The 21,550-nt window shown below is 66.8% G+C and carries 17 protein-coding genes; 8 read left to right on the top strand and 9 right to left on the bottom strand.

All coding sequences use genetic code 11. The features are described from left to right. Window positions 1-107: 107 nt before the first annotated feature. Genes BMX07_RS21005 through BMX07_RS20995 form a run of 3 tightly spaced genes read left to right on the top strand, consistent with a single transcriptional unit; the run spans window position 108 to window position 5,195 of the window. Window positions 108-3,050, top strand: coding sequence for a PAS domain-containing protein (locus BMX07_RS21005; protein ID WP_090621951.1), 2,943 nt, complete (start codon window positions 108-110; stop codon window positions 3,048-3,050). Continuing rightward, on the top strand, window positions 3,043-3,507 hold the full coding sequence (locus BMX07_RS21000) for a response regulator (RefSeq protein WP_090622150.1): 465 nt from the start codon (window positions 3,043-3,045) through the stop codon (window positions 3,505-3,507). Before BMX07_RS21005 ends, BMX07_RS21000 begins: the two co-directional genes overlap by 8 nt. After that, window positions 3,504-5,195 (top strand): bacterio-opsin activator domain-containing protein, encoded by a 1,692-nt coding sequence (locus BMX07_RS20995; protein ID WP_090621946.1) that lies wholly within the window; start codon window positions 3,504-3,506, stop codon window positions 5,193-5,195. The genes BMX07_RS21000 and BMX07_RS20995 overlap by 4 nt, the downstream gene beginning before the upstream one ends. 14 nt (window positions 5,196-5,209) lie before the next feature. Here BMX07_RS20995 and BMX07_RS20990 read toward each other — a convergent pair whose 3' ends face one another. The 3 genes from BMX07_RS20990 to arcS form a co-directional block, all read right to left on the bottom strand. Further along, a complete protein-coding gene (locus BMX07_RS20990) occupies window positions 5,210-6,229 on the bottom strand; it encodes an LLM class flavin-dependent oxidoreductase (protein WP_090621943.1) in 1,020 nt (339 codons plus the stop codon). Window positions 6,230-6,323: 94 nt separating this feature from the next. After that, window positions 6,324-6,929 carry an HdeD family acid-resistance protein gene (locus BMX07_RS20985; RefSeq protein ID WP_090621941.1) on the bottom strand — a complete coding sequence of 202 codons (606 nt, stop codon included), beginning with the start codon at window positions 6,927-6,929 and terminating at the stop codon, window positions 6,324-6,326. A 620-nt stretch (window positions 6,930-7,549) separates the two neighbouring features. Further along, window positions 7,550-9,301 (bottom strand): archaeosine synthase subunit alpha, encoded by a 1,752-nt coding sequence (gene arcS / locus BMX07_RS20980; protein ID WP_090621938.1) that lies wholly within the window; start codon window positions 9,299-9,301, stop codon window positions 7,550-7,552. 178 nt (window positions 9,302-9,479) lie between these two features. On the opposite strand from arcS, the gene BMX07_RS20975 reads away from it, so the two are divergent. Continuing rightward, on the top strand, window positions 9,480-11,465 hold the full coding sequence (locus tag BMX07_RS20975; protein ID WP_090621935.1) for a hypothetical protein: 1,986 nt from the start codon (window positions 9,480-9,482) through the stop codon (window positions 11,463-11,465). A gap of 74 nt (window positions 11,466-11,539) precedes the next feature. Here BMX07_RS20975 and BMX07_RS20970 read toward each other — a convergent pair whose 3' ends face one another. Continuing rightward, window positions 11,540-11,896 (bottom strand): RNA-binding protein, encoded by a 357-nt coding sequence (locus BMX07_RS20970; protein WP_090621932.1) that lies wholly within the window; start codon window positions 11,894-11,896, stop codon window positions 11,540-11,542. A gap of 122 nt (window positions 11,897-12,018) precedes the next feature. Here BMX07_RS20970 and BMX07_RS20965 point away from each other — a divergent pair, with 122 nt between their 5' ends. Beyond that, entirely contained in the window at window positions 12,019-12,492 is a 474-nt protein-coding gene (locus BMX07_RS20965; protein ID WP_090622148.1) for an Lrp/AsnC family transcriptional regulator, read from the top strand. A gap of 173 nt (window positions 12,493-12,665) precedes the next feature. Further along, window positions 12,666-12,986, top strand: a complete 321-nt coding sequence (locus BMX07_RS20960) for a DdfA family disk-determining factor (protein ID WP_090621929.1) — start codon at window positions 12,666-12,668, stop codon at window positions 12,984-12,986. A gap of 81 nt (window positions 12,987-13,067) precedes the next feature. On the opposite strand, the gene tgtA is transcribed toward BMX07_RS20960, so the two are convergent. After that, window positions 13,068-14,543: a tRNA guanosine(15) transglycosylase TgtA gene (gene tgtA, locus BMX07_RS20955; RefSeq protein ID WP_090621927.1), complete on the bottom strand. Its 1,476-nt coding sequence runs from the start codon at window positions 14,541-14,543 to the stop codon at window positions 13,068-13,070. A 116-nt stretch (window positions 14,544-14,659) separates the two neighbouring features. Continuing rightward, window positions 14,660-15,490 (bottom strand): PKD domain-containing protein, encoded by an 831-nt coding sequence (locus BMX07_RS20950; RefSeq protein WP_139210973.1) that lies wholly within the window; start codon window positions 15,488-15,490, stop codon window positions 14,660-14,662. Between the two features lie 314 nt (window positions 15,491-15,804). Between BMX07_RS20950 and BMX07_RS20945 the strand changes: the two genes are divergently transcribed. Beyond that, on the top strand, window positions 15,805-16,902 hold the full coding sequence (locus BMX07_RS20945) for an archaeosine biosynthesis radical SAM protein RaSEA (protein WP_090621921.1): 1,098 nt from the start codon (window positions 15,805-15,807) through the stop codon (window positions 16,900-16,902). 62 nt (window positions 16,903-16,964) lie between these two features. After that, window positions 16,965-17,129 (top strand): hypothetical protein, encoded by a 165-nt coding sequence (locus BMX07_RS24755; protein WP_175480231.1) that lies wholly within the window; start codon window positions 16,965-16,967, stop codon window positions 17,127-17,129. A 6-nt stretch (window positions 17,130-17,135) separates the two neighbouring features. Here BMX07_RS24755 and BMX07_RS20940 read toward each other — a convergent pair whose 3' ends face one another. From BMX07_RS20940 to purS, 3 genes are all read right to left on the bottom strand, one after another. Further along, window positions 17,136-20,327: a PAS domain S-box protein gene (locus tag BMX07_RS20940; RefSeq protein ID WP_090621918.1), complete on the bottom strand. Its 3,192-nt coding sequence runs from the start codon at window positions 20,325-20,327 to the stop codon at window positions 17,136-17,138. Between the two features lie 129 nt (window positions 20,328-20,456). Beyond that, window positions 20,457-21,137: a phosphoribosylformylglycinamidine synthase I gene (purQ, locus tag BMX07_RS20935; RefSeq protein WP_090621915.1), complete on the bottom strand. Its 681-nt coding sequence runs from the start codon at window positions 21,135-21,137 to the stop codon at window positions 20,457-20,459. Beyond that, window positions 21,138-21,389 (bottom strand): phosphoribosylformylglycinamidine synthase subunit PurS, encoded by a 252-nt coding sequence (gene purS / locus BMX07_RS20930; RefSeq protein ID WP_090621912.1) that lies wholly within the window; start codon window positions 21,387-21,389, stop codon window positions 21,138-21,140. Window positions 21,390-21,550 lie beyond the last annotated feature (161 nt).

Raw genomic sequence — 21,550 nt, 5'->3', positions numbered from 1 at the left:
CGCCGGCGCGGCTCCCGTCTCGCAACCGGTACGCTGCGCTGACAGTGTGTCGTGACAGACGGTTGAACGCTAGCTTTACACCGATCGCCGATCTTTTAGACGGTACTATGGCTGCCGCCGACTCTTCGTCAGACTCTCTCCGTTCCCGCGTTCGATATCAGGAGGCCGTCGCGGATCTCGGCCAGCTGGCCCTCGAGTCGAGCGACCTCGACCGGCTGTTGACCGACGCGGCCGCGACCGTCCGGGACGTGCTCGAGGCCGACGCCTGTTCGGTCTTCGAACTCCGGCCCGACGGCGACGCAGCGGTGTTGCGTGCGGACGCCGGGTGGCGCGACGACGCCGTCGGGTCGGTCACCGTGCCGACCGACGCCGATTCGTGGGTCGACGCCGTCCTCGAGTCCGCGGACCCGATCGTGACGGACCTCGGGCGCGCCGACCGAGCACCCGATTCCGCCGACCGCGGTTCGCTCGCCGACGGCGGCGGGGCCGGGGGAATCGCCGCCGCGATCGACGCGCCGACCGAGCCGTGGGGGACGCTCGACGTCCGCGGGACGGACCGAGAGGTCACCGACCGCGAGCTCGATTTCGTCGCGAGCGTCGCGGACCTCCTCGCAGCGGCGGTCGAGAACCATCGGGCAGGGCAGCGCGGTCCGGCGGCCGGCGCGGTCACGGACGGCATCGTCGAGCCGTCGTTCGACCGGGTTGCGGACGGCTTCCTGGGACTGGATGCGGAGTGGACCGTGACGTACGTCAACGAGCGGGCGCGGGCGCTGCTCGATCCCGACGACGAGGGGCTGGTCGGCGAGCCCCTCTGGGAGGCGTTTCCGGCCGCGGTCGGCTCGACGTTCGAGACGGAGTGCCGGCGGGCGATGGTCACGCAGGAGCCGACGAGCTTCGACGCGTCCGTCCCGCCACTCGAGGCGTGGTACGACGTCCACGCCTCCCCCTCGGAGACGGGGCTGTCGGTCATCTTCCGGGACGGAACGAATCGAACGGGAACCGAGCGGGAACTGGCGGCGACCAATCGCACCTTGCAGCGCCTCTACGCGATCACCGCCGACAGCGAGCGGACGTTCGACGAGAAGATCGACGACCTGCTCGCGCTCGGGCGGGACCGACTCCGGCTCGAGGGCGGCTTTCTGGCCCGGATCGACGAGGACGCCGATCGCTTCGAGGTGACACACGCGAGCGGACCGAACGATGAGCTCCGGCCGGGAACGGTCGCGTCGCTGTCGACCGCCTACTGTAAGCGGACCGTCGCGACCGACGACCTGCTCGCGTTCACCGACTCGCCGCTCGCGCACGGCATCGACGAGGACGCCTACGCGGAGTGGGAGCTGGACGCGTACCTCGGTGGACGTGTGACCGTCGACGGCGAACCGTACGGCACCCTCTGTTTCGAGGACGCGTCGCCCCGTTCGGAACCGTTTACGCCGGCGGAGCGCTCGTTCGTCGAACTCGCGGCCCAGTGGATCAGCTACGAACTCGAGCGACAGGCCCGGCAGCGCGATCTCGAGGAGAGCGAGCGGCGATACCGGACGCTCGTCGAGCACTTCCCGAACGGAATCGTCGCGCTGTTCGACGCGGACATGGCGTACACGCTCGCCGGCGGGGAGATCCTGGCGGAGATCGATCTCTCCGTCTCGGAGTTCGTCGGGCAGACGGTACGGGAACGGTACGACGGGGAGACCCGCGAGACGTTCGAGACGAACTTCGACGCCGCGCTCGCCGGCGAGCACCGCTCGTTCGAGTTCAGCATGCACGACCGCGAGTGGAACGCGCACGCGGTCCCGGTCGAAGACGACCGGGGCGACGTGTTCGCCGGGATGCTCATGGTCCAGGACGTCACCGAGGCGAAGCGGAAACAGCGCCAGCTGCGCGAGCGGGAGGCCCGCCTCGAGCGGTTCAAGCAGTACACCGACGACGTGCTCGACACGGTCGACGACGTGTTCTACGTGCTCGACGACACGGGGGATCTCAACCGATGGAACGAGACCCTCGCCGACGTGACGGGCTACACCGACGCCGAGATGGAGTCGATGCACGCCCTCGAGTTCTTCGAGGGGGCGGACGCGAACAGGATCGCGACCGCGGTCGCGGAGGCGTTCGAGACGGGGAGCACGCGCGTCGAAGCGACGGTCCAGACGAAAGACGGGACGGGGATCCCCTACGAGTTCGTCGCGTCGACGCTCGAGAACCCCGCCGGCGATCCCGTCGTGACCGGAATCGGCCGGGACGTGACCGATCAGCGGGAGTACCAGCGCCAGCTCGAGGGGCTGGTCGACGATCTCGAGGAGTCCAACCGTCGGTTGGAACAGTTCGCCTACGCGGCCTCCCACGACCTGCAGGAGCCGTTACGGATGGTTTCGAGCTATCTCACGCTCGTCGAGCGCCGGTACGCCGATGCCCTCGACGAGGACGGGGCGGAGTTCATCGAGTTCGCGGTCGACGGGGCCGACCGGATGCAGGAGATGATCGACGGGCTGCTCGACTACTCCCGCGTCGACACGCAGGGCGATCCGTTCCGCGCCGTCGACTGCGAGGCCGTCCTGGACGACGTGCTGGCCGACCTCGAGGTGCGGATCGACGAGACCGACGCCGAGATCGACGTCGGCCCGCTGCCTCGTGTCCACGCCGATCCCGGACAGCTCCGGCAGCTGTTCCAGAACCTGGTCGACAACGCGATTACCTATTCAGGTGACGGAACCCCACGTATATCCGTATTCGCCGAGAACGATGGGCCAACATGGACGGTTTCAGTTCGCGATCGGGGGATCGGGATCGAGCCGGACGACGCGGATCGCATCTTCCGGGTGTTCGACCGACTCCACAGTCACGAGGAGTACGCCGGCACCGGGATCGGGCTCGCGCTCTGTCGACGCATCGTCGAGCGCCACGACGGCGAGATCGCCGTCGACTCCGAACCCGGCGAGGGATCGACGTTCACGGTCACGCTACCGGCGGTGTCGGACGCGGAGACGGAGCCAGCGACGAGTCACGAGACCGACGCCGCGACCGATGCGGCCGCGGAAACACCGACCGATGAGTGAATCAGAGAGCTTCCGCGGCGAGCCGGCACAGATCCTCCTGGTCGAGGACAACCCCGGCGACGTCCGCCTGACGAAAGAGGCGTTCAAACAGGGCCGAATCGAGAACGACCTGTACGTCGTCACCGACGGCACCGAAGCGCTGGACTTCCTCTCCCAGCGCGGCGAGTACGCCGACGCCCCGCGGCCGGACCTCATTCTGCTGGATCTCAACCTGCCCGGCAAGGACGGTGAGGAGGTTCTCGCCGAGCTCAAAGACGACTCGTCGCTGCGCTCCATTCCCGTGATCGTGCTGACGAGTTCGCGGGCGGAGGAAGACATCGTCAAGTCCTACGAGCTCCACGCCAACGCCTACCTGACGAAGCCGGTCGATCCGGACGAGTTCATCGAGACGGTCCGGGCCTTCGAGAAGTTCTGGTTCTCCGTCGTGCGGCTCCCGCCCGAGGTCGATAACTCATGAGCGAGACGGACACGCAAACGGAGAGCGAGCAGAGCGCGGAGACGGCCGACGAGCTCCGGATACTCCTCATCGAGGACAACCCCGGCGACGCCCGTCTGATTCAGGAGATGCTCCGGGACACCGAGGAGCTCGCCCAGCGAGTGAGTCCCGGCGAGGCGACCGGCCAGACACCGGAGATATCGCGCGAAACGCGACTCGAGGACGGACTCGAGGCGATCGAATCGGACGGCACCGACATCGTCCTGCTCGACCTGAACCTTCCCGACAGCGAGGGGCTGACGACCCTCGAGACGGTCTACGCCGAGGCGGGAGAGACGCCGATCGTCGTCCTGACCGGCGTCCGCGACCAGCAGGTCGGCGTTCAGGCGATCCAGCGCGGTGCCCAGGACTTCCTCGTCAAAGACGAGGTGACCAGCGAGCTGCTGGTGCGGACGATCCATCACGCGATCGAGCGGGCCAGACAGGAGCGAGAGCGCCGGCAGCAACGCGAGCAACTCGAGGCGCTCAACCGGCTCAATCGGATCGGTCACGACATCACCCACGCGGTGATCACGACCGAGACGCGGGCGGAGCTCGAACAGCAGGTCTGCGACCGGCTCGCCGAGTCCGACGCCTACCGGTTCGCGTGGATCGGTGGCGTCAATCCGGGCAGCGACCGCGTCGTCCCGAAAGCGGCGGCCGGTGTCGAGGACGGCTATCTCGACGAGATCGATATCAGCGCCGACGAAGACGACGAGAGCGGCCGGGGTCCGGCGGGAACGGCGATCCGGGCCGGGCGAGTGCAGGTGGTAAGCGACGTTCGGGGGAACTCCGACTTCGAGCCGTGGCAAGAGGCGGCACGCGCCCGCGGGTATCGGTCGTCGGCGGCGATCCCGATCGTGCACGAGGATCTCGTCTACGGCGTCTTGAACATCTACTCGTCGTCACCGCGAGCGTTCGACGGCCCGGAGACCAGCGTCCTCGCCCGGATCGGCGACGTCATCGCCCACGCGATCACGGCGATCGAACGCAAGGACGCGCTGGTCAGCGACGCCGTCGTCGAACTCGAGTTCCGCGTCGAGTCGATGGCCGAGGAGCTGGTCGAACTCTCGGCCAGCGAGTCGTGTACGATCGAGTTCGAGCAACTGGTCAGCGGCGACGAATCGCTGCTGGCCTACGGCTCGGCACACGGGGTCTCACAGGAGGCGTTCAGCGACGCCATCGACGAAACCGGCGGAATCGACGACGTTCGGTTCCTCTCGGTCAGACGCGACGAACTCGAGTTCGAACTCGTCGCGCCGGCGGCCGTCTCGCTGTTCGAGACGATCGCCACGCACGGCGGCCGCGTCGCGTCGGCGACGATCACCGACGGGGAGTTCCGGTTCGTCGTCGAACTCCCGCGGGGCCGGGACACCCGCCGGATAATCGAACTCATCCGCTCCCAGCGCGACGACGTCACCTACCTCGCCCAGCGGACCACCGAACGCAGCGACCGCAGCGACTCCGGGTCGACGTCAGTGCTCGAGGACGAACTCACCGACAAGCAGCGGGCCGCTCTCGAGACGGCCTACTTCGCGGGCTACTTCGACTGGCCCCGCGGGAGCACCGGCGAGGAGATCGCCGAACGCCTCGGTATCGCGCCCGCGACCTTCAATCAGCACCTCCGGACGGCCGAGCGGAAGTTTTTCAACTCGGTATTCGGCGAGTAGCGCGGTCGCCGTTTTCAGAGACCGACGCCGTCCGCGAGCAGTTCGTGAGACCGCATCACGTCGTCGTGGTCCGCGATGAGGTTCTGGACGACGACGTCGTCGACGCCGACCCGATCGGTCAGCTCCTCGAGCAGAGCGGCCACCGTTTCCGGGCTGCCGGAAATTGCGCGCGGCCACTCGCCGTCGGGGAGCGGGTTCGGCGTCGGCTCCGGCACGCCGCCGAGTTCGTCGATCGCCTCGTCGACGGGCGGTAGCGAGCCGACGACGCCGCGTCGCATTCGCTGGTAGGAGGCTTCGGCGCTCGCCCGGAGCCTGGCCGCTTCCCGATCGGTGTCACCGCAGGCGACGTTCGTCGCGAGCATCCCCGTCGGCTCGTCCGGCCCCGCGCCGAGCGGCGAGGGTTCGAACTCGTCCCGGTACGTCTCGAACGCGCGTTCGGCGAGAGTCGGTCTGATGAATCCGGCGAAACAGTACCGGAGGCCGAGTCGGCCGGCGATTTCGGCGCTCGATGGGCTCGAACCGAGGACCCACACCTCGGGACCGTCGCTCCCCGACCGGGGGAGCTGCAGTTCGGCGTAGGGATGGTCGTCCGGAAAGCCGTCGGCGAGGTGGGTCACGGTCGCCTCGATCTTCTCGGCGTGGTCCTCGTCGGGGTTCCGTTTCGTCCGGTCGGTCCCCAGCGCGCGGTCGGCGGCCGGAATTCCGGTCGCCCGACCGAGTCCGAGGTCGACGCGGCCCGGGGCTAGCGCGTCGAGCGAACTGAACGTCTCGGCCACCTTGAACGGCCGGTAGTGGTTGAGCAGGATCGTTCCGGAGCCGATCCTGATCCGGTCGGTCTCGGCCGCGAGATAGGGGAGCAGCGTCTCCGGGGTCGTGCTCGCGATCGAGTCGGCCATCCCGTGGTGTTCGGCCACCCAGAACCGCGAGTAGCCGAGTTCCTCTGCGCGTTGCGCGAGCTCGAGCGTATTCTCGTAGGCATCGGTCGCGGTACCGCCCGCCGGAACCGGCGCGAGATCGACGATCGAGAGATTCACACCGGGCGGTTGGAGATACGCGCTGAATAACCGTTCGTTCCGCGCCGCTCGAGAGCGGTGCGAAAACGGGTCGAACGCCGAGGCAAAAAAGTGCTCACGCGCCGCGAGGTTCGGTCGCGGGCGGCGCGACGTCGTCGATCGGGCGGGCGGCCATCGCGACGGCCACCATCGAGAGGCCGGTCATGAGGAGGCTCACGCCGACGAGCAGGCCGATCGCCCAGACCGCGCTGGCCGGGAAGCCGATCCAGAGCAGCCCGGCCAGGACGAGCGAGATCGCACCGCTGACGCCGACCGAGAGCCGACCGGGCGTGCCGGCCATCCGGACGGCCGTCCCCAGTTCGACGAGCCCGTCGACGACCAGGTAGGCGACGAGCGCCAGCGTCAGGGTGACGAGCGCGATCGTCGGTGCTGCGATCACGGCGACGCCGGCGATCACCGAGACGATCGCGAGGGCCAGTTGCCAGGCCGTCCCGCGCCAGCCGCCCGCGGCGAACGCGTGAACGCCGTGGACGATTCCGCCCGCGACGAGCAGAATCCCGAGCGCGATCGAAATCGAGAGCCCCGTCGCGAACGGAATCGTCATCGCGAGTAGCCCGAGTAGGCCGACGACCCCGCCCGCGAGCGCGAGGGTGCGCCATTCGTTCTCGAGGGAGTATTCCTCGTCGTGTACACCGTCTGTGGATGTGGAAGTAGTGCTCATTGAACTCACCGATACTACGTACGTCGTCTCAGTATATAATACACGTAGATGGTTTGACAGTAACTCGCGGAAACGGACCGGTCCGAAACCCGGACGAACGGACGGTCGCGGCGGACTCGAGCGGGGAGACAGCGCGGGGAGACGGCGGACGAACCGCAGGACGGCGACCACCGAAGCGCGGCCGTTATTCGGGCGGAGTGCGAACGTCGGATCGTGACCGACGACGGCGATGGCGGCGATGGCGACCACCGCGATTGCGAACTCTGCGGCGAGCGGGTCCCCGAAGCGGTCTATCGCGAACACCTGCTCAAGGCCTGTCCCGGTCGGTGAGCGAGGCGTCGATTCGCGGATACCCGTTCTCGAGGCTCGAGTCGGCCGTCTCCAACGCGGTTTTGGGCGGCCGGTTGCACGCGATGAGACCCGGGAAAACAGCTTTCCGTCTCGTCGGAATTACCGGGAGACAGTGAGGCAGCATGCGAGACTCTGGCAGTGTCCGGAGTGTGGCCGGTCCGTCAACGGATTCGTGAACGGCGATCGGTGTCCGTCCTGTCGGGAATTCGTCTTCGATCGGTCCGACGGTCGGTGCGGGGTGGACGAGCGGTAGCCGCCGTCCGTACTGGTTACTTCTCCTCGACGTGGCGGATCTCGCAGGCGACGCCGCGCGTGCTCTCGGCCATCTCGCGGCCGAACATCTCGGCGCGGCCGACGGCGAAGGCCTGCGGTCCCTCGACGATCACCTCGTCGCCGACGCGGATGTCCTCGTCGGCGTCGACGACGCCGGGCGCGAGCACGCTGCCGTGGGGGACGAAGCCGTCGATCTCGACCCGCTTTTCCGGCGCGTCGCTCTCGACCCAGCGACGCGCGCCGGCGAGCGTGAACGAGAGCGTCCCGTACTGCGGGACCATCGTCGCGAGCTGGGTGTCGTCGGGATCGCGAACCTGAATTTTCGGGTACCGGCTGGTCGTCCGGATGTCCGCGAAGAGGTCGTCGCCGGCCTCGTCGCCGAGCAGGTAGTCCGCGATCGCGCGGACGGTGTTGTGTTCGCGCTCGCGCTTGGAGTACTTCAGCTCGCCCGACAGCGCCTCGGAGAGGTTCGCGAGCGACTCGTCGTCGGTCGGGTGTTGTGCGACGGTGTAGGTGATATCGAGTTCGAGCCGCTCCTCGACGCGCTCGACGATGTCGCGGTAGCCCTCGTCGGGGACGTGCGCGATGACGGACGGGTAGTCGTTGCGCTCGAGGTAGCGCTGTAGCACCTCGCTGACGAACCGCTTCTCGTCTTCCGACCAGCGCCCCGTCACCACGGTGTCGTAGTGCTGGGCGGGGTATGTCGTCTCGAGTTCCTGCGGGACGACGCCGATGGGGCTGGTCATGGAGACGAGGTGGGCGCGCCACTGGATGGCGTCGTGGAACTGGCGGTGGCTCTGGGACTCGCTGTAGGGCTTGGCAGCCGAACAGGGCACTAGCACGAGCGGGTTCTGGAAGCGGTTGCGGTACCGCGTCGTCACCCGGTCGGCGAAGCGCTGGATCTCCACCCGACGGAGGGTATCCGCGGTCGCGGCGTCGATCCGCGCGTCGCGGAGGATCGGCGTCCGCTCCTCGAGATACCCCCACTGGGCGTCGAGTTCGCGCATCGCCGCCGTGAGCCACTGGTCGTGGCGAGCCTGGCCTTCGACGTAGTCCCGCAGCCGGCCGTCTCGAATCCGCCGGCGGACGATCGCCAGTTCGGACGCGAGGGCGTTGCCGTTGTGCTCGGCGCAGTCCTCGCGAGTGAACTCCTCGCGCGGCTTCTGGCAGGCCGGACACGAGCAGGGGAGTTCGTCGAGGTCCTCGAGGAAGTACGCCTCGTCGGTCGTCAGATAGCGGCCGTCGGTGCCCTTGACGACGGCGGCGGTCTCGTCGAACAGGTCGACGCCGGCGTAGGCAAGGAGTGCGACGTTCCGGGGCGTGGCGACCCCCGAGAACAGCAGGGCGGTGTCGGCCGGGATCGCGTCGCGGACGGAGACGACGGCGTCCACGAGCGCCGCCCCGTGGCCCATCACGGACTGGACGTTCGAAACCGCGTACGCGTCCGTCTCATGGGCCGAAGCGCTTTCGCTCGAGACGACGGCCACGCTGGGGTAGTCGACGTCGGGGTAGTCGACGGCGAACGATTCCTGGACTTCGTCGGCGGTGCCGCCGGGGAACGCCCGGTGCGGGAGCACGGTGAGCCGAGAGTCGTCCCCCTCGGGGAGTTCGCGCTCGCCGCTCCAGAGCGAGCCCGCGTCCTCGAGGACGTCGTCGACGAGTGCGGGCGTCGAACGCGGCGACGAGAGGCGGAGTTCGCCCACGCGCGCGGCCCCGTCGCGCTCGTGTACTTCGAAATAGTCGGTCATACTGGATATGACCGGGGCGAGCGAAAGAGGTTGTCGATAGCGGGCGATCGAGGCCTCGCCGAGAGCCGTCGTTCGTCGTGATCGTCGCCGTCCGTATTCAGTCCGCGCTCACGACGGATTCAGTCTACCACATTATGGAAAACTAACCTTTATGCCGCTCTAGTCGAAGACTCAAGATATGGGTGGGGAACCATCGTCGAACGAGGAATCGAGAGATCGAACGAAAACGCTTCTCGCCGTTGTGATCGTTGCAGCGGTCGGGATCGCGTCGATCGGCCTGCCGGCCGTCTACGGCGGAATGACGACGACCGCCGACGCGGCGGGGCCGTCCGTCGAATCGTACGAGACGGTCGCGCAAGCCGAGTCGGAACTCGGCGCGGCCGACGAGGTCTACCTCCGCGAGGACGGCGGTGCCGTCCTCCGCTACGACAACGGCGACGAGTCCGACGTCGACCGGTTCGACCTGAGCATGGACGCCAACGAAGGACTGATCCACATGCTCGTCGCCGACGACCTCGAGGGCGGGAGCGAGGACGTCGAGTCGGCGAACTTCTCCGCAGTCCTCGACCAGAGCGGACTCTCCGGCGACGGCTCTCTCGTCGCGCAACGACCGGAGGGCGTCGACGACCTCTCCGTCGACATCAACGGCGAAGTCACCGACGAGACGAACCAGTTCGAGGCGACCGCCACCGGAACGTTCGAGAGTGACGCCGTCTCCACCGGGTCGGTCAGCACGGACGGTTACGTGACCGCCACGCCGGACAGGCTCGAGACGGCCGGCACCGTCTCCGTCGAATCGTCGACGAGTTTCTCCGGCGAGGGGACGTCGATGAACGTCTCGCTGCAGGACACGGCGGACGGCTACGTCGTCGACGTGGCCCGCGAACGAACCCTCTTCGACTGGCAGGCCGGCGACTGGGAGACTCGAGACCAGGCGAAACGAACCCTCCAGCGCCAGTACGGGAACCTCTCGACCGAACTCGGCGGAACGAGCGAGGTACGGATCACGCGGTACGACTTCGAGGAGCGAGCCACCGGCCAACACCGGCTCGACATCGCGTTCACCGTCGAGTACTCCGGGATCGACGACAGTGTCGAGCGGCGACTCGCCGACGAACTCGCGACCGATCAGTCGATGGATCTGAGTCGGTCGGAAGCCGAGTCGATCGCGACCAGCGTCACGGACCTCGAGATCGAGACCCTCGAATTCACGATGCGCGAGAGCGACGGCTCGATGACCGTCGAGTGGGAGTTCGCGATCGCGAACTACGACGAACTCACTCTCGCGATGCTCGATCTGGCCGAATCGTCCGCCGCGGACGGCGGGTTCGGACAGGCGGACATCGAGACGGCTCGGACGACCATCGAGGCACAGCAGGCGGCCGACCTCACCTGGGAACTCAACTGGGACGGGTCGATCGAGCAGACGTCGTCCGGGACGCTCGAGCTCGACGCCGAACTCACGAGCGACACCGAGAACTGGGCGGCGTACATCGACGAACTCGAGGCGAACGATATCGAGACCCCCAACGACGTCACGTTCAGCGTGACGGCCGAAACTGACGGTGACGAGCTCGCGGTCGACGGCCAGTTCGACTTCGAGGCCGAGGACCTCGCGACTCAGGCCGTCGAAGCGATGGCGCAGTCCACGCGAAGCAGTCCGACGGCCGGGTCGGGGACCGCTGAAGCGAACCAGTTCGTCTCGACGGTCGCCGAATCGGAACTCGAAGTCGCCCGCGTCGACGCCAGCATTACCGACGATACGGTTCGCGTCGAAGGCGGGGCGAAGTTCGAGAACATGAGCGCGGTCACGGACAGCATTAGCGACACCGTCGCAATCGGCGGTATCGCGACCGACACCGACGACGCGTCGACGTACGTTTACGTCGACTCCATGGGCGACGTCGACGCGTCGTCGGCGACGAAATCCGACATCGAGCACCTCGGCGTCGTCGACGGCGAGACGACGGTTCACCAGGCCGGCGAGTGGGACGAGGAGTTCCCCGAGGTCGACACGGCGAGCATCCAGCGCTACCTCGGTCTCGAGACCACCGCCGACACGGACGAGGACGAATCCGACAGCGTTCCCGGCTTCGGAGCCGGCGTCGGAATCGCTGCGATCGCCGGGCTGCTGGCGACGGTCGCCATCCGACGGCGAGCGTAACGGCTGTCGAACGACCGCTGGTCGATTTCGGCAGTCGCCGCGACCGTCTTTTTTCCGCGTCGGTTCCGTCCCGTCTAGGCGTGCTCGAGGAACGTCGCCGTCGCGGACGTCTCCCCGCGGTTGAACGAGAGGATCTTCACCCGAATCACGTCGGTCGTCTCGCACCGATCGGGGACGTCTTCGACGAAGACGACGAACCCCTCGACCTTGCCGACCGCCCGCCGTTCGCCGGAGTGGTGATCGGTGAATTCGCGGATCGCGATAGTCTCGACGTCGCCGATGTCGACCGGCGGCTCCCGCTCCTGGGCCTCCCTGTGGCGGTTCCGGGACTGCCGTTCGGCCGCCGACCCACCGCGGACCCGCCTGAACAGCCACGATCCGATGACGAGGACGACGAGCGCGCCGCCGCCGAGTACTGCTGGCCCGAACATACCGCAACCGGGCATCGCCCGGGCCTTCGCTGTTCCGGTCTCGGCGGACGCGGACCCGCGCCGCCGTCGCCCGTCGATCCCGAACCAGCAAGCGCTTGCCGATGGGCGTCCAACGGGTCGCCATGGGGCTCGAGCTCGATTCGGTCGACAGGGGGATTTTGCACCTGCTCCAGCAGGACGCGCGCCACAACACGGCGACGGACATCGCCGACGAAGTCGACGTGACCCCAAACACGGTCCGGAATCGAATCGGCCGTCTCGAGGACGCGGGGATCATCAACGGTTACGTCCCGGTCATCGATTACGAGCGAACCGACAAGTCGATGCACGTGATCGTCCAGTGTACGGTCCCGATCCACGAACGCGAGGAGCTGGCGGAGACGGCGCTGGCGATCGACGGCGTCGTCGCAGTGCGGGAAGTGATGACCGGCCGTCGGAATCTCCGAATCGACCTCGTCGCCGGCGACACCGACGAGATCACGGCGGCGGTGAGCCGGCTGCAACGGCAGGGGATCGACGTCGGCGAACAGGAGCTGCTCAAGGCAGAGCACCGCCAGCCGTTCGATCACTTCGGGGCCGATACCGCCGGCGACTGAGTCGGTCGTCGAGTGCTCGTCGCGATTCGGCTCCCGATCCGAACCCGCCCCCGCGGAGCGGTATCCGAACTCTCGAGGCCGAGGATTTCGGATAGCTAAATGTACTGGCGCACGATTTCGGTACCGTGGGTGTCGCCGGCACCCTTTTATCTGCTCGTCCGCTGGGGTACATCGTGAGTAATTCAGTCAGCGGATCATCCAGCGACGGAGTCTCGGAGTCGGTGAGCGTAACCGTCGTCAACGCGGTTGCGACACACCGCGAGTTGGATCCGACCGAACTGCCGCCCCTCTACGAGTGGGTCGATCCCGACGCGCTGGATGCACTCTTCGCCCCCACGCGAACGGGTGGGCCCCGTCGCGGCCGCCTCGAGTTCACCTACGACGGTCACGCGGTCGTCGTCGACTGTGGCGACGAGGTGTCGATCACCGTCGACGGGTCGCCGGTCGTCGACTCGGTCGCCAGATCGGAAAACGGGTTCCTAACCGAAGCCTGACCGGCCCGTCACCGCAACCCGCTGACGTCGACGCGCGGATTTTCGCCGTTCAGCCTGCGACCGACCAGCGACGGCTCGCGTTCACTCGGCGGTGAGATCGACGAGCGACACGCCGTCCGGAACGCGCTCGAGGACGGCCGCGGGCCAGCCACGGTGGGCGACCGTGAACGTACTGTCCGGATTCACCTCGACGAGGCGAGCGACGCCGTCGGCCGCGGCCGCGAGTGCCGCCTGGTCGGTCCGCTCGGGCACCTCCGCGGTGAGCGGATAGGTCTTCGAGAGCGCCCGCGGGAAGGGGCCGAAGGGCGGTTCGACCCGCCAGGCGTCGTCGAACTCGTCGCTCCGTGGGGCGCTGCCTTCCGTGAGCAGCAGCGAGTCGGGAACCGAGAGCCGCTCGAGGCGCTGGTGGTGGCGAACGACTTCGGGTCGGCGGGCGCTCTCGTGGGAGGTGTAGAAGAACGACCCCTTCGAGACGGGGTCAGAGCGCTCGAGTTGCGCGGCGTGATCGAGCAGCGTGCGGTACCCGTCGAGCATCGTCGGGTGGGCGCGGGCGCGCTGTTCGACGAGTTCCAGCAGGTTGCCGGCGCGGATCGCCTGCTTGATCCGGCGGATCTCGGCGAAGGTAACGTGGAGGTTGTGCGCGGCGAGTTCGGATTCTCGCTCGCGGTCCGGGAGGGCGCGGAGTTCGTCCGGCGAGTAGTCGGTACAGACGGCACAGGAACAGGGGAGGTAGTCGAGGTCGTCGAGCGCCCGGGTGCCCCGCACGGTCAGGTAGCGATCGTCGCGGGCGTACAGCGCGTAGGCGGCCGAATCGAACAGGTCACAGCCCATCGCGACGGCGAGCGCGAACATCATGGGGTGGCCGGCCCCGAAGAGGTGGACCGGCGCGTCGGCACCGAGTCCGCGTTTGGCGGCGGCGACGACGTCGACCATGTCGTCGTACCGATACTCGTTCATCAGCGGCACGACCGCGCCGACCGGGAAGACGTCGAGGTCGGTCCCCTCGGCGTGGCGGCCGGCCCGCTCGCGCAGCTCCGGATACGTCGACCCCTGCACCGGCGCGCTGACGAGCATCTCGCCCGTCTCGGCGGTTTCGGCGACCTGCAGTCGCTCCTGCGTGGTCTCGAGGTCGGCTTCGGCGCGCTCGCGGGAGACGTCCGGCGGGGTCGGGATGTCGACGGGCGTGGCGATGTCGGAGCCGATCTCGCGCTGGAAGGCGAGGATCTCTTCGGTCGTGACGTCGATCTCGCCGTACTCCGAGAGCTGGAAGGAGCCGGAGTCGGTCATGATCGCGCCCGGGAACTCGAGCAGGTCGTGCAGCCCCTCCTCGAGGGCTCGTTCCCGAAGATCGTCGTCGCCGTGGATGATGTAGGAGTTCGTGATGAGGATCTCCGCGCCGAACTCCGCGTCGAGTCGGCGCGGGCTGATCGTGTCCAAATTCGGATTGATGACCGGTAGCAGCGCCGGGGTTTCGACGGTGGTCTCCGCACGGGGAACGGTGAGTTCGCCGATGCGGCCGCCGGCGTCGGTGTCCCGGACTTCGAAGGACTCGCGCATTGACCCGCAGTTGGACCGTCGGACGTAAGTCGTGACGGTTTTCGACCGCAGAAAATCGGATGTGTATTCGTGACACTACCGGGAGTGCCGCTCTCAGTCGAGCAAACCCACAGCGACTATTCTTCCGGACGGAAGCTATCGTTTGCTTGGTAGCTCACGCCTTCACTGTTCTCGACGCGAAGCGTGACAGTGTGTAAGACGTCGGTCTCCCAGTGTTCTTCGACAACTTCCCCGGACCGCTGGAGTTCCTCGGTCTTGCCCCCGCTGTCGTCATATTTGTTGATAAACCAGTCGTAGCTCTCGATGCTGCCGACGGGCGTCGTCGACTCGCTTGCGTCCAGTGTCACCGGGTTCTTCGGGGTGATTTCGTCCGGATAGATGTTGATTACTGGTGTCGGTGCGTCGGGGTTCTTTTGTGGGGTAAACTCTACCGTGTCTCGGTCGGTGTTACCGGCCGTGTTGGTGACCTCGAGCCCGACTTTGAAGGTAGTTTGTTCGGAGAAGCTCTCCTCGACCGTCTCGCCGGAAAGGGACGGCTCCCCGTCGAAGACATCCCAGTCGGGATTTGCGTCGATGTTCCGCCAGTACCAGTCGTAGCTCTCGATTTCGCCCGTTGGGGTCGTGGATCCGCTCGCGTCGAACTCGATCGGATTGTACACCGGGTCCTGCGGCGAGAAGTCGATCTCTGCGGTCGGAGTCGTGTCACGTGAGTCCAGCACCTGACCGCTTTTGCTCACGTACGTCGATTCTCCATCGGACCGTTTAATCGTGAGGTGTGCCGTGTACTCCCCGGCTTCTTCGAACGTAGTAGAGGCAGTCTGACCGGTGTACTGTTCGAAGCCGGTCGGACCGACGATGACCCACTCGTACTCTGCGAATGCCCTCGTACAGATAAACGATACTGCTTCACCGACCACTGGTTGGGTCGGATCGACCGCAATCGTCACGTCACTGCTCGCTGCGCTAGCTGTCCCACTCGTACCGAGTAGCACACCTGCGGCCGTCCCGAACGTCGCGAGCGCACCGCGTCGAGTCGTCAGCTGTTCTCGAGCAATATTACCGTCACGATTGTCTTCCGACATCATCCAAAACCAATAGTTCACGAATAATAATAGTACCTATTTCTAAACAGTACTTCAATAGGTGATTATCGACACAACATATTTATCTGACGTCTCTCGTTGCCGATGAGACGTGTCCCTACGGAACTGTCCGGGCGAGGGCGACGGGCCTTTACCGATCGGGAGGCTACCGAGCGGTAATGAGTAAACCCACGCCCGACGTGTACGAGCAGGGCAAGGGCATGGACGCCCACAATCAGGCGATGCGGGAGATTCGCTCGCGCAAGGAGGCCAGCTACGATCCGCACGAACCCACCCGCGTCTGGCTCGACGAGGACAACACCCCCGACGGCGTCAAATCGAGCCTGACGATCATCCTGAACACCGGCGGCTGCCGGTGGGCCCGCGCCGGCGGCTGTACGATGTGCGGCTACGTCGCGGAGAGCGTCGACGGCGGCTCCGTCTCCCACGACGCCCTGATGGACCAGATCGACGTCTGTCTCGCCCACGAGGCCGACAACGCGGACGAGCCCGCCGACCTCATCAAGATCTACACCTCCGGCTCGTTCCTCGACGAGCGCGAGGTCGGCGCCGAAACGCGTCGGGCGATCGCCGACACCTTCGCCGACCGCGAGCGCTTCGTCGTCGAGTCGCTGCCGGACTTCGTCGACCGCGAGAAGATCGCCGACTTCACCCGCCACGGCATCGACACGGACGTCGCGATCGGGCTCGAGACGGCGACCGACCGCGTGCGCCACGACTGCGTGAACAAGTACTTCGACTTCGCGGACTTCGAAGACGCCTGTGCTGAAGCTGCCGCTGCGGACGACGCCGCGAGCGACGCCGCGGCCGGGATCAAGGCCTACCTCCTGCTGAAACCGCCGTTCCTCACGGAATCGGAGGCCGTCGACGACATGATCTCGTCGATCGAGCGCTGTGCCGCCGTCGCGGGCTGTCACACCGTCTCGATGAACCCCTGTAACGTCCAGCGCTACACGATGGTCGACGACCTCTACTTCGAGGACGGCTACCGGCCGCCGTGGCTCTGGTCGGTCGCCCACATCCTCGAGGAGACGGCCGACGTCGACGCCATCGTCGTCTCGGACCCGGTCGGTCACGGCTCGGATCGAGGCCCGCACAACTGCCAGGAGTGCGACGACAACGTCCAGAAAGCGATCAAGGACTTCGACCTTCGGCAGGACCCGTCGGTCTTCGAGCAGGTCTCCTGCGAGTGCGAACTGACCTGGGAGACCGTCGTCGAGCGCGAACGAAGCTTCAACCAGCCGCTGACTCGATAGCGCCGTGCGCCGCGCGGCGGGACTTCGGGGTACTTACGGTGTTGTCGAACGACAGTTCCTACATGGTACTCCCGTCGTTCTCGGACTACTGGAACGAGCTCGAACCGACGCTGTTGATCGTCGTCGGGTTCCTGCTGTTCGTCTTTCCCGAGCCCGCGACCTCCGCGCTGGGCGCGGGACTCATGCTGCTCGGCGGTAGCTGGTGGTTCTACGAATGGGGTCGCTAGACGCGCCTAGTCGCCGGCGGCGGTCCCGTCCGACGTCGACCGAACCGACTCCATGTCGGCACGGGGGATGTCGAGTCTGACGACGGTCCCGCGGGGCTCGTTGTCCACGAACGAGAGCGTCCCGCCCGCCTGCGTGACGACCCAGTTGACCAGCCAGAGCCCGAGCCCGCTGGCGTGGCGGAGTTGCGTAATCTCCTGATCCCCCTCGAGGAGTTCGCGCTCCTCCTCGGGAATGCCGGGGCCGTCGTCGGCCACCGTCACCGTCAGCACGTCGTCGTCCGGCCGATCGCGCAGCGTCACGTCGATGGCGGGTCGCGATCGGTCGTTGTGTTCGACGGCGTTCTCGAGCACCTGGAAGAGCGCCGCCTGCAGGTACTCGTCGGCGCGAGCGAAGGCTCGGTCCGGGAGCGAGCAGTCGACGTCCACGTCGTGGGTGCTCTCGAGGCGGGTCACTGCCTGCTCGACGGCCGTGGTGAGATCGATCGGGCCGGCCGGGATTTCGTCGCGGTCGAGCACCCGTTCGACGGACCGCGTCTTCTCCGCGAGCCCGGTGAGTTCGCTCGCCCGATTCCGGATAGTCTCGACGTACTGGCGATCCGAGCCGTCGACGGCGTCCGCGAGTATCTCGGCACAGCCGTTGATGATGTTCATGCCGTTGCGCAGGTCGTGACGCAGGACCCGATTGAGGATCTCGAGCCGTTTCTGTCGCTGTTTCTGGGCGGTGATGTCGGTATAGAGGGCGAAGGCCCGATCCGACGAGCCGTCCGTCTCTATCGGAACGACGCGGAGCCTGAAATCGCGTAACCCGTCCGCGGTCCGCCGTTTGACCTCGGCCGTCCCGATTTCGCCGCGGCTCCCCTGTCGATTGAGCGTCTCCGCATTGGCCGTCCTGTTGGGTGGCACGATGGTCTCGTCGACCGGCGTTCCGACGAGCTCCGCTTCGTCGTATCCGAATATCCGTTCGAACGCTGGATTGATCGCCTCGACGATCGGGCCGTCCGCGAGTTGCGTGACGCTGACGACGGCGTCGGGAACGTTTTCGAACAGCGCCGCGAACCGGTCGCGTTCGGTCCGCAGCCGTTTTTCGAAGTCGATCCGATCCAGCGCGTCGGTAACGTGGGACAGCAACAGCTCCGCCAGTTCTTCGTCGGCGATCGTAAACGCGTCGGGCTCCGTCGAGACGGCCTGAAACACGCCTCGGTCGCCGATCGGCACGCTCAGCACGGATCTGATGCCGTCGACGGCCGGCGACGCGTCGTCGTCTGTGGTGACGTCGCCGGTTCGATACGACCGGCCCGTCCGGTAGGTCTTTCCGGCGATACTCTCGTCGATTCCCAGCGTCCCGTCGGGGTCCGCTTCGAGGCTGGACGAAATGGCCTGCGTGACGAGCTCCTTCCCGCGGGCCCTATCGACGCAACAGATGTCGAAATTGAGCACGTCTTCGGCCGCTTCGACGGTCTCTTCGTATATTTCCTCGTGGCTCTCGCAGCTATCGAGACGGGAGGCGACGTCGTGAAGCCCCTCGATTTTCCCCTTCCGGCTGACCAGTTTCCGCTCCATGCGCTTGCGGTCGCTGATGTCGCGAGCGATGCCGACCGTCCCCACGAGTTCGCCGTCGGAGTGCAACAACGACATGCTGACCTCGGCCGGCGTTCGCGTCCCGTCGGCACCGATCAACGTGATCTCGTAGGTCGCGACCCGCTGCTCGTTGTCGGCCGTGAGGGACCGAATGTGACGGGCGCCGCGTTCGACGCTCTCTGGCGTGAGAATCCGCGAGACGTGTTCGCCGAGGAGGTCGCCGCGGTCGTAGCCGGTTTCGGCCATCATCGTCTCGTTGACGGTGACGAACCGACCCTCTCGGTCGAGCTGGTAGACGCAGTCGCCGACCGTCTCGACGACGGTCCGCGTCCGCTCGAGTTCGCGCTCGCGTGCCGCCCGATCGAGCGCCGCTTCCGCGGTCGCGGCGAGGACGTGAATGAGGTTGATCTCGGCGTCGTCGAGAGCCGTCTCGCCCGACGACGCAACCGTCAACAGCCCGTGACGACCGAGCGGTTGGAAGATCGTCGGCCCGACTTCGGCCGCGATATCGTACGGAATCCGCTCCGTCTCGACGGTCTCGACGATCGTCCGTTCCTGCGCGGCGTAGGCGTCCCAAAAGACGGACTCCCCGGACCCGACCGACGCGACGGTATCGGCGTGTTCGCTGAGCGTCGACGTGACCCCCGCGAGTTCGAGCGTCTCCGTCCGCTCGTCGTAGAATCGAATCCCGGCCAGCGGCTGGTCGATCACGTCCTCGGTCGCCGCCATCACGATGTCGGCAATTTCGTCGGTCGACTCGGCTCGCAGTAACGCCTGGCTCGTCTCCTGCAGCGCCTCGAGCGCGTTTGCCCGTTTGACGTCTGCCGTGACGTCCTGTCCGAACGAGAGGACGCTGACGACCTCCCCGTCCTCGATCAGCGGCGCGTTGAACCACTCGCAGGTGACCGTTGTGCCGTCCTCGCGGACGGTACGATGCACCCGCCGAAACGGCTCGCCGTCGGTCTCACCGTCGACGAGATCGTTCCGGTACTCCCGTACCGCTTGCCGGTCTTCGTCCAGAACGAGCAACTCGACAATCGACTCCCCGATGACCTCGTCGGCGGTGTAGCCGAACAGCTCGGTCGCCGCCGGATTCCAGCTTTGCACCTCGAACTCGAGGGACCACTCGACGATCGCGAGCGGCGACTGTTCGACGAGTAACTCGAGCCGGTCCGAGTGATCGTCCGTCGACGCCGCTGCACGAGAGTCGGTGGCGTCGGGACGCGCGTCTCCGGCGCAGCCGTCAGTCCGTCGCTCGGCGAGCAACGCTCGCAGCCGTTCCGTAAGCGTCTCGACGCCTTGCGAACGGGGAACGTACCCGTCGGCTCCCGCCGCGACGACCGCGCCTGCGAGTGCTTCGCTGCCGTCGTCGGGGAAAACGACGACCGGGACGTCGGATCGGTGGCTCCGAATCCGTCTGCAACAGTCGACGGGATCGCCGTCCGGACTGGGACTCCCGACCACGACGCAATCGGCGTTCGAAAGCCGCTCGAGACACGCATCGATCGTCCGAACCGACTCGGTCGTGACGCCACGCTCCTCGAGGGCGCGTTCGACGACGCCCCCGGTGTCAGAACCGACGGCGACGACAGTGGTGTTCGGTCCGATGTTCGTGCCCATCCCCTGTATTCCGGTCGAGTCCAACGAACCCCGGTACTATTACTCTTCGATTCGACTCACGAACTGAGTCGTGGCGATCGCGGCTCGCACAGGGCCCGAAAACGGCCGTTTCCGAGCCTGTGCGATGTGTTATGCTGACTCGAACCCACGGAGGACTCCCTGTCCGTCGGTTGGCCCCACGTCGGGCAGGGTCGCACGCTCCGGGTGAGGCATCAACACCGCGACGGTCTCGCGGTCGCCGAGCACGCCCGCGACGTTGTGTTTCGAGCCGTTCGGGTTGACGTCGGGGCCGGTCTCGCCGTCCTCGTCACAGTACCGGAAGAGGATCCGGTCATCGTCCTCGAGGTCGTCGAGTCGCTCGTCGTCGATCTCGTAGCGGCCCTCGCCGTGGGCGATCGGGACTTCGATGACGTCGCCCTCGTCGTAGGCGGCGGTCCAAGGTGTGTCCGCGCGCTCGACGCGCAGGAAGACGTGTTCGCACTGGAAGCGCGCGCTCTCGTTGGTCGTGAACGCGCCCTCGGTCAGCCCCGACTCGCAGCCGATCTGGGCGCCATTACAGATACCGAGGACGGGAACGCCCTCGGCCGCAGCCTCGCGGACCTCGGCCATGATCGGCGAGCGGGCCGCCATCGCTCCCGCGCGGAGGTAGTCGCCGTAGGAGAACCCGCCGGGAAGGACGACGCCGGTCGCGTCTGCGGGGAGGCCGTCCTCGTGCCAGACGATCTCGGCGTCGATATCGAGGTGCGCGAGGGCGCGTTCGGCGTCGCGGTCGCAGTTCGAACCGCCGAATCGGAGTATTGCGACCGTCATCTACCGCTCGTCGACCTCCACGTCGTAATCGTGGATGGTCGGATTCGCCAGCAGCCGTTCGGCCATCTCGTCGGCGCGCTCGCGCGCGCCGTCCGCGGAGTCGGCCTCGAGGTCGACCTCGAAGCGGTCGGCCGACCGCAGATCCTCGAGTTCGAAGCCCAGCCGCTCGAGGGCTTGCTTCGTGGTCTCGGCCTCGGGGTCCAGCACGCCCCGTTTGAGTCGAACCGTCACCGTCGCGGTGTACGCGGTCATCACCTGATACCCCGTAACCGTGCTCAAAAACGCTTTCGCCTTGGCTCCGTAATGCACGTTCGTGGATACTGCTGTCGGCGACGGGATCGCGACCGATGCTCGCCCCGCCGTCGGCCGGCCGTACCGCGACCCTCGCTCCGTGCGGTCCTCGCCGCCGTTCG

Origin of the sequence: Natrinema salaciae, from assembly GCF_900110865.1 — an archaeon.
GTDB classification, from domain to species: domain Archaea; phylum Halobacteriota; class Halobacteria; order Halobacteriales; family Natrialbaceae; genus Natrinema; species Natrinema salaciae.
The sequence above is the reverse complement of the archived record's forward strand: the minus strand, read 5'-3'. Positions and strand labels throughout refer to the sequence as shown.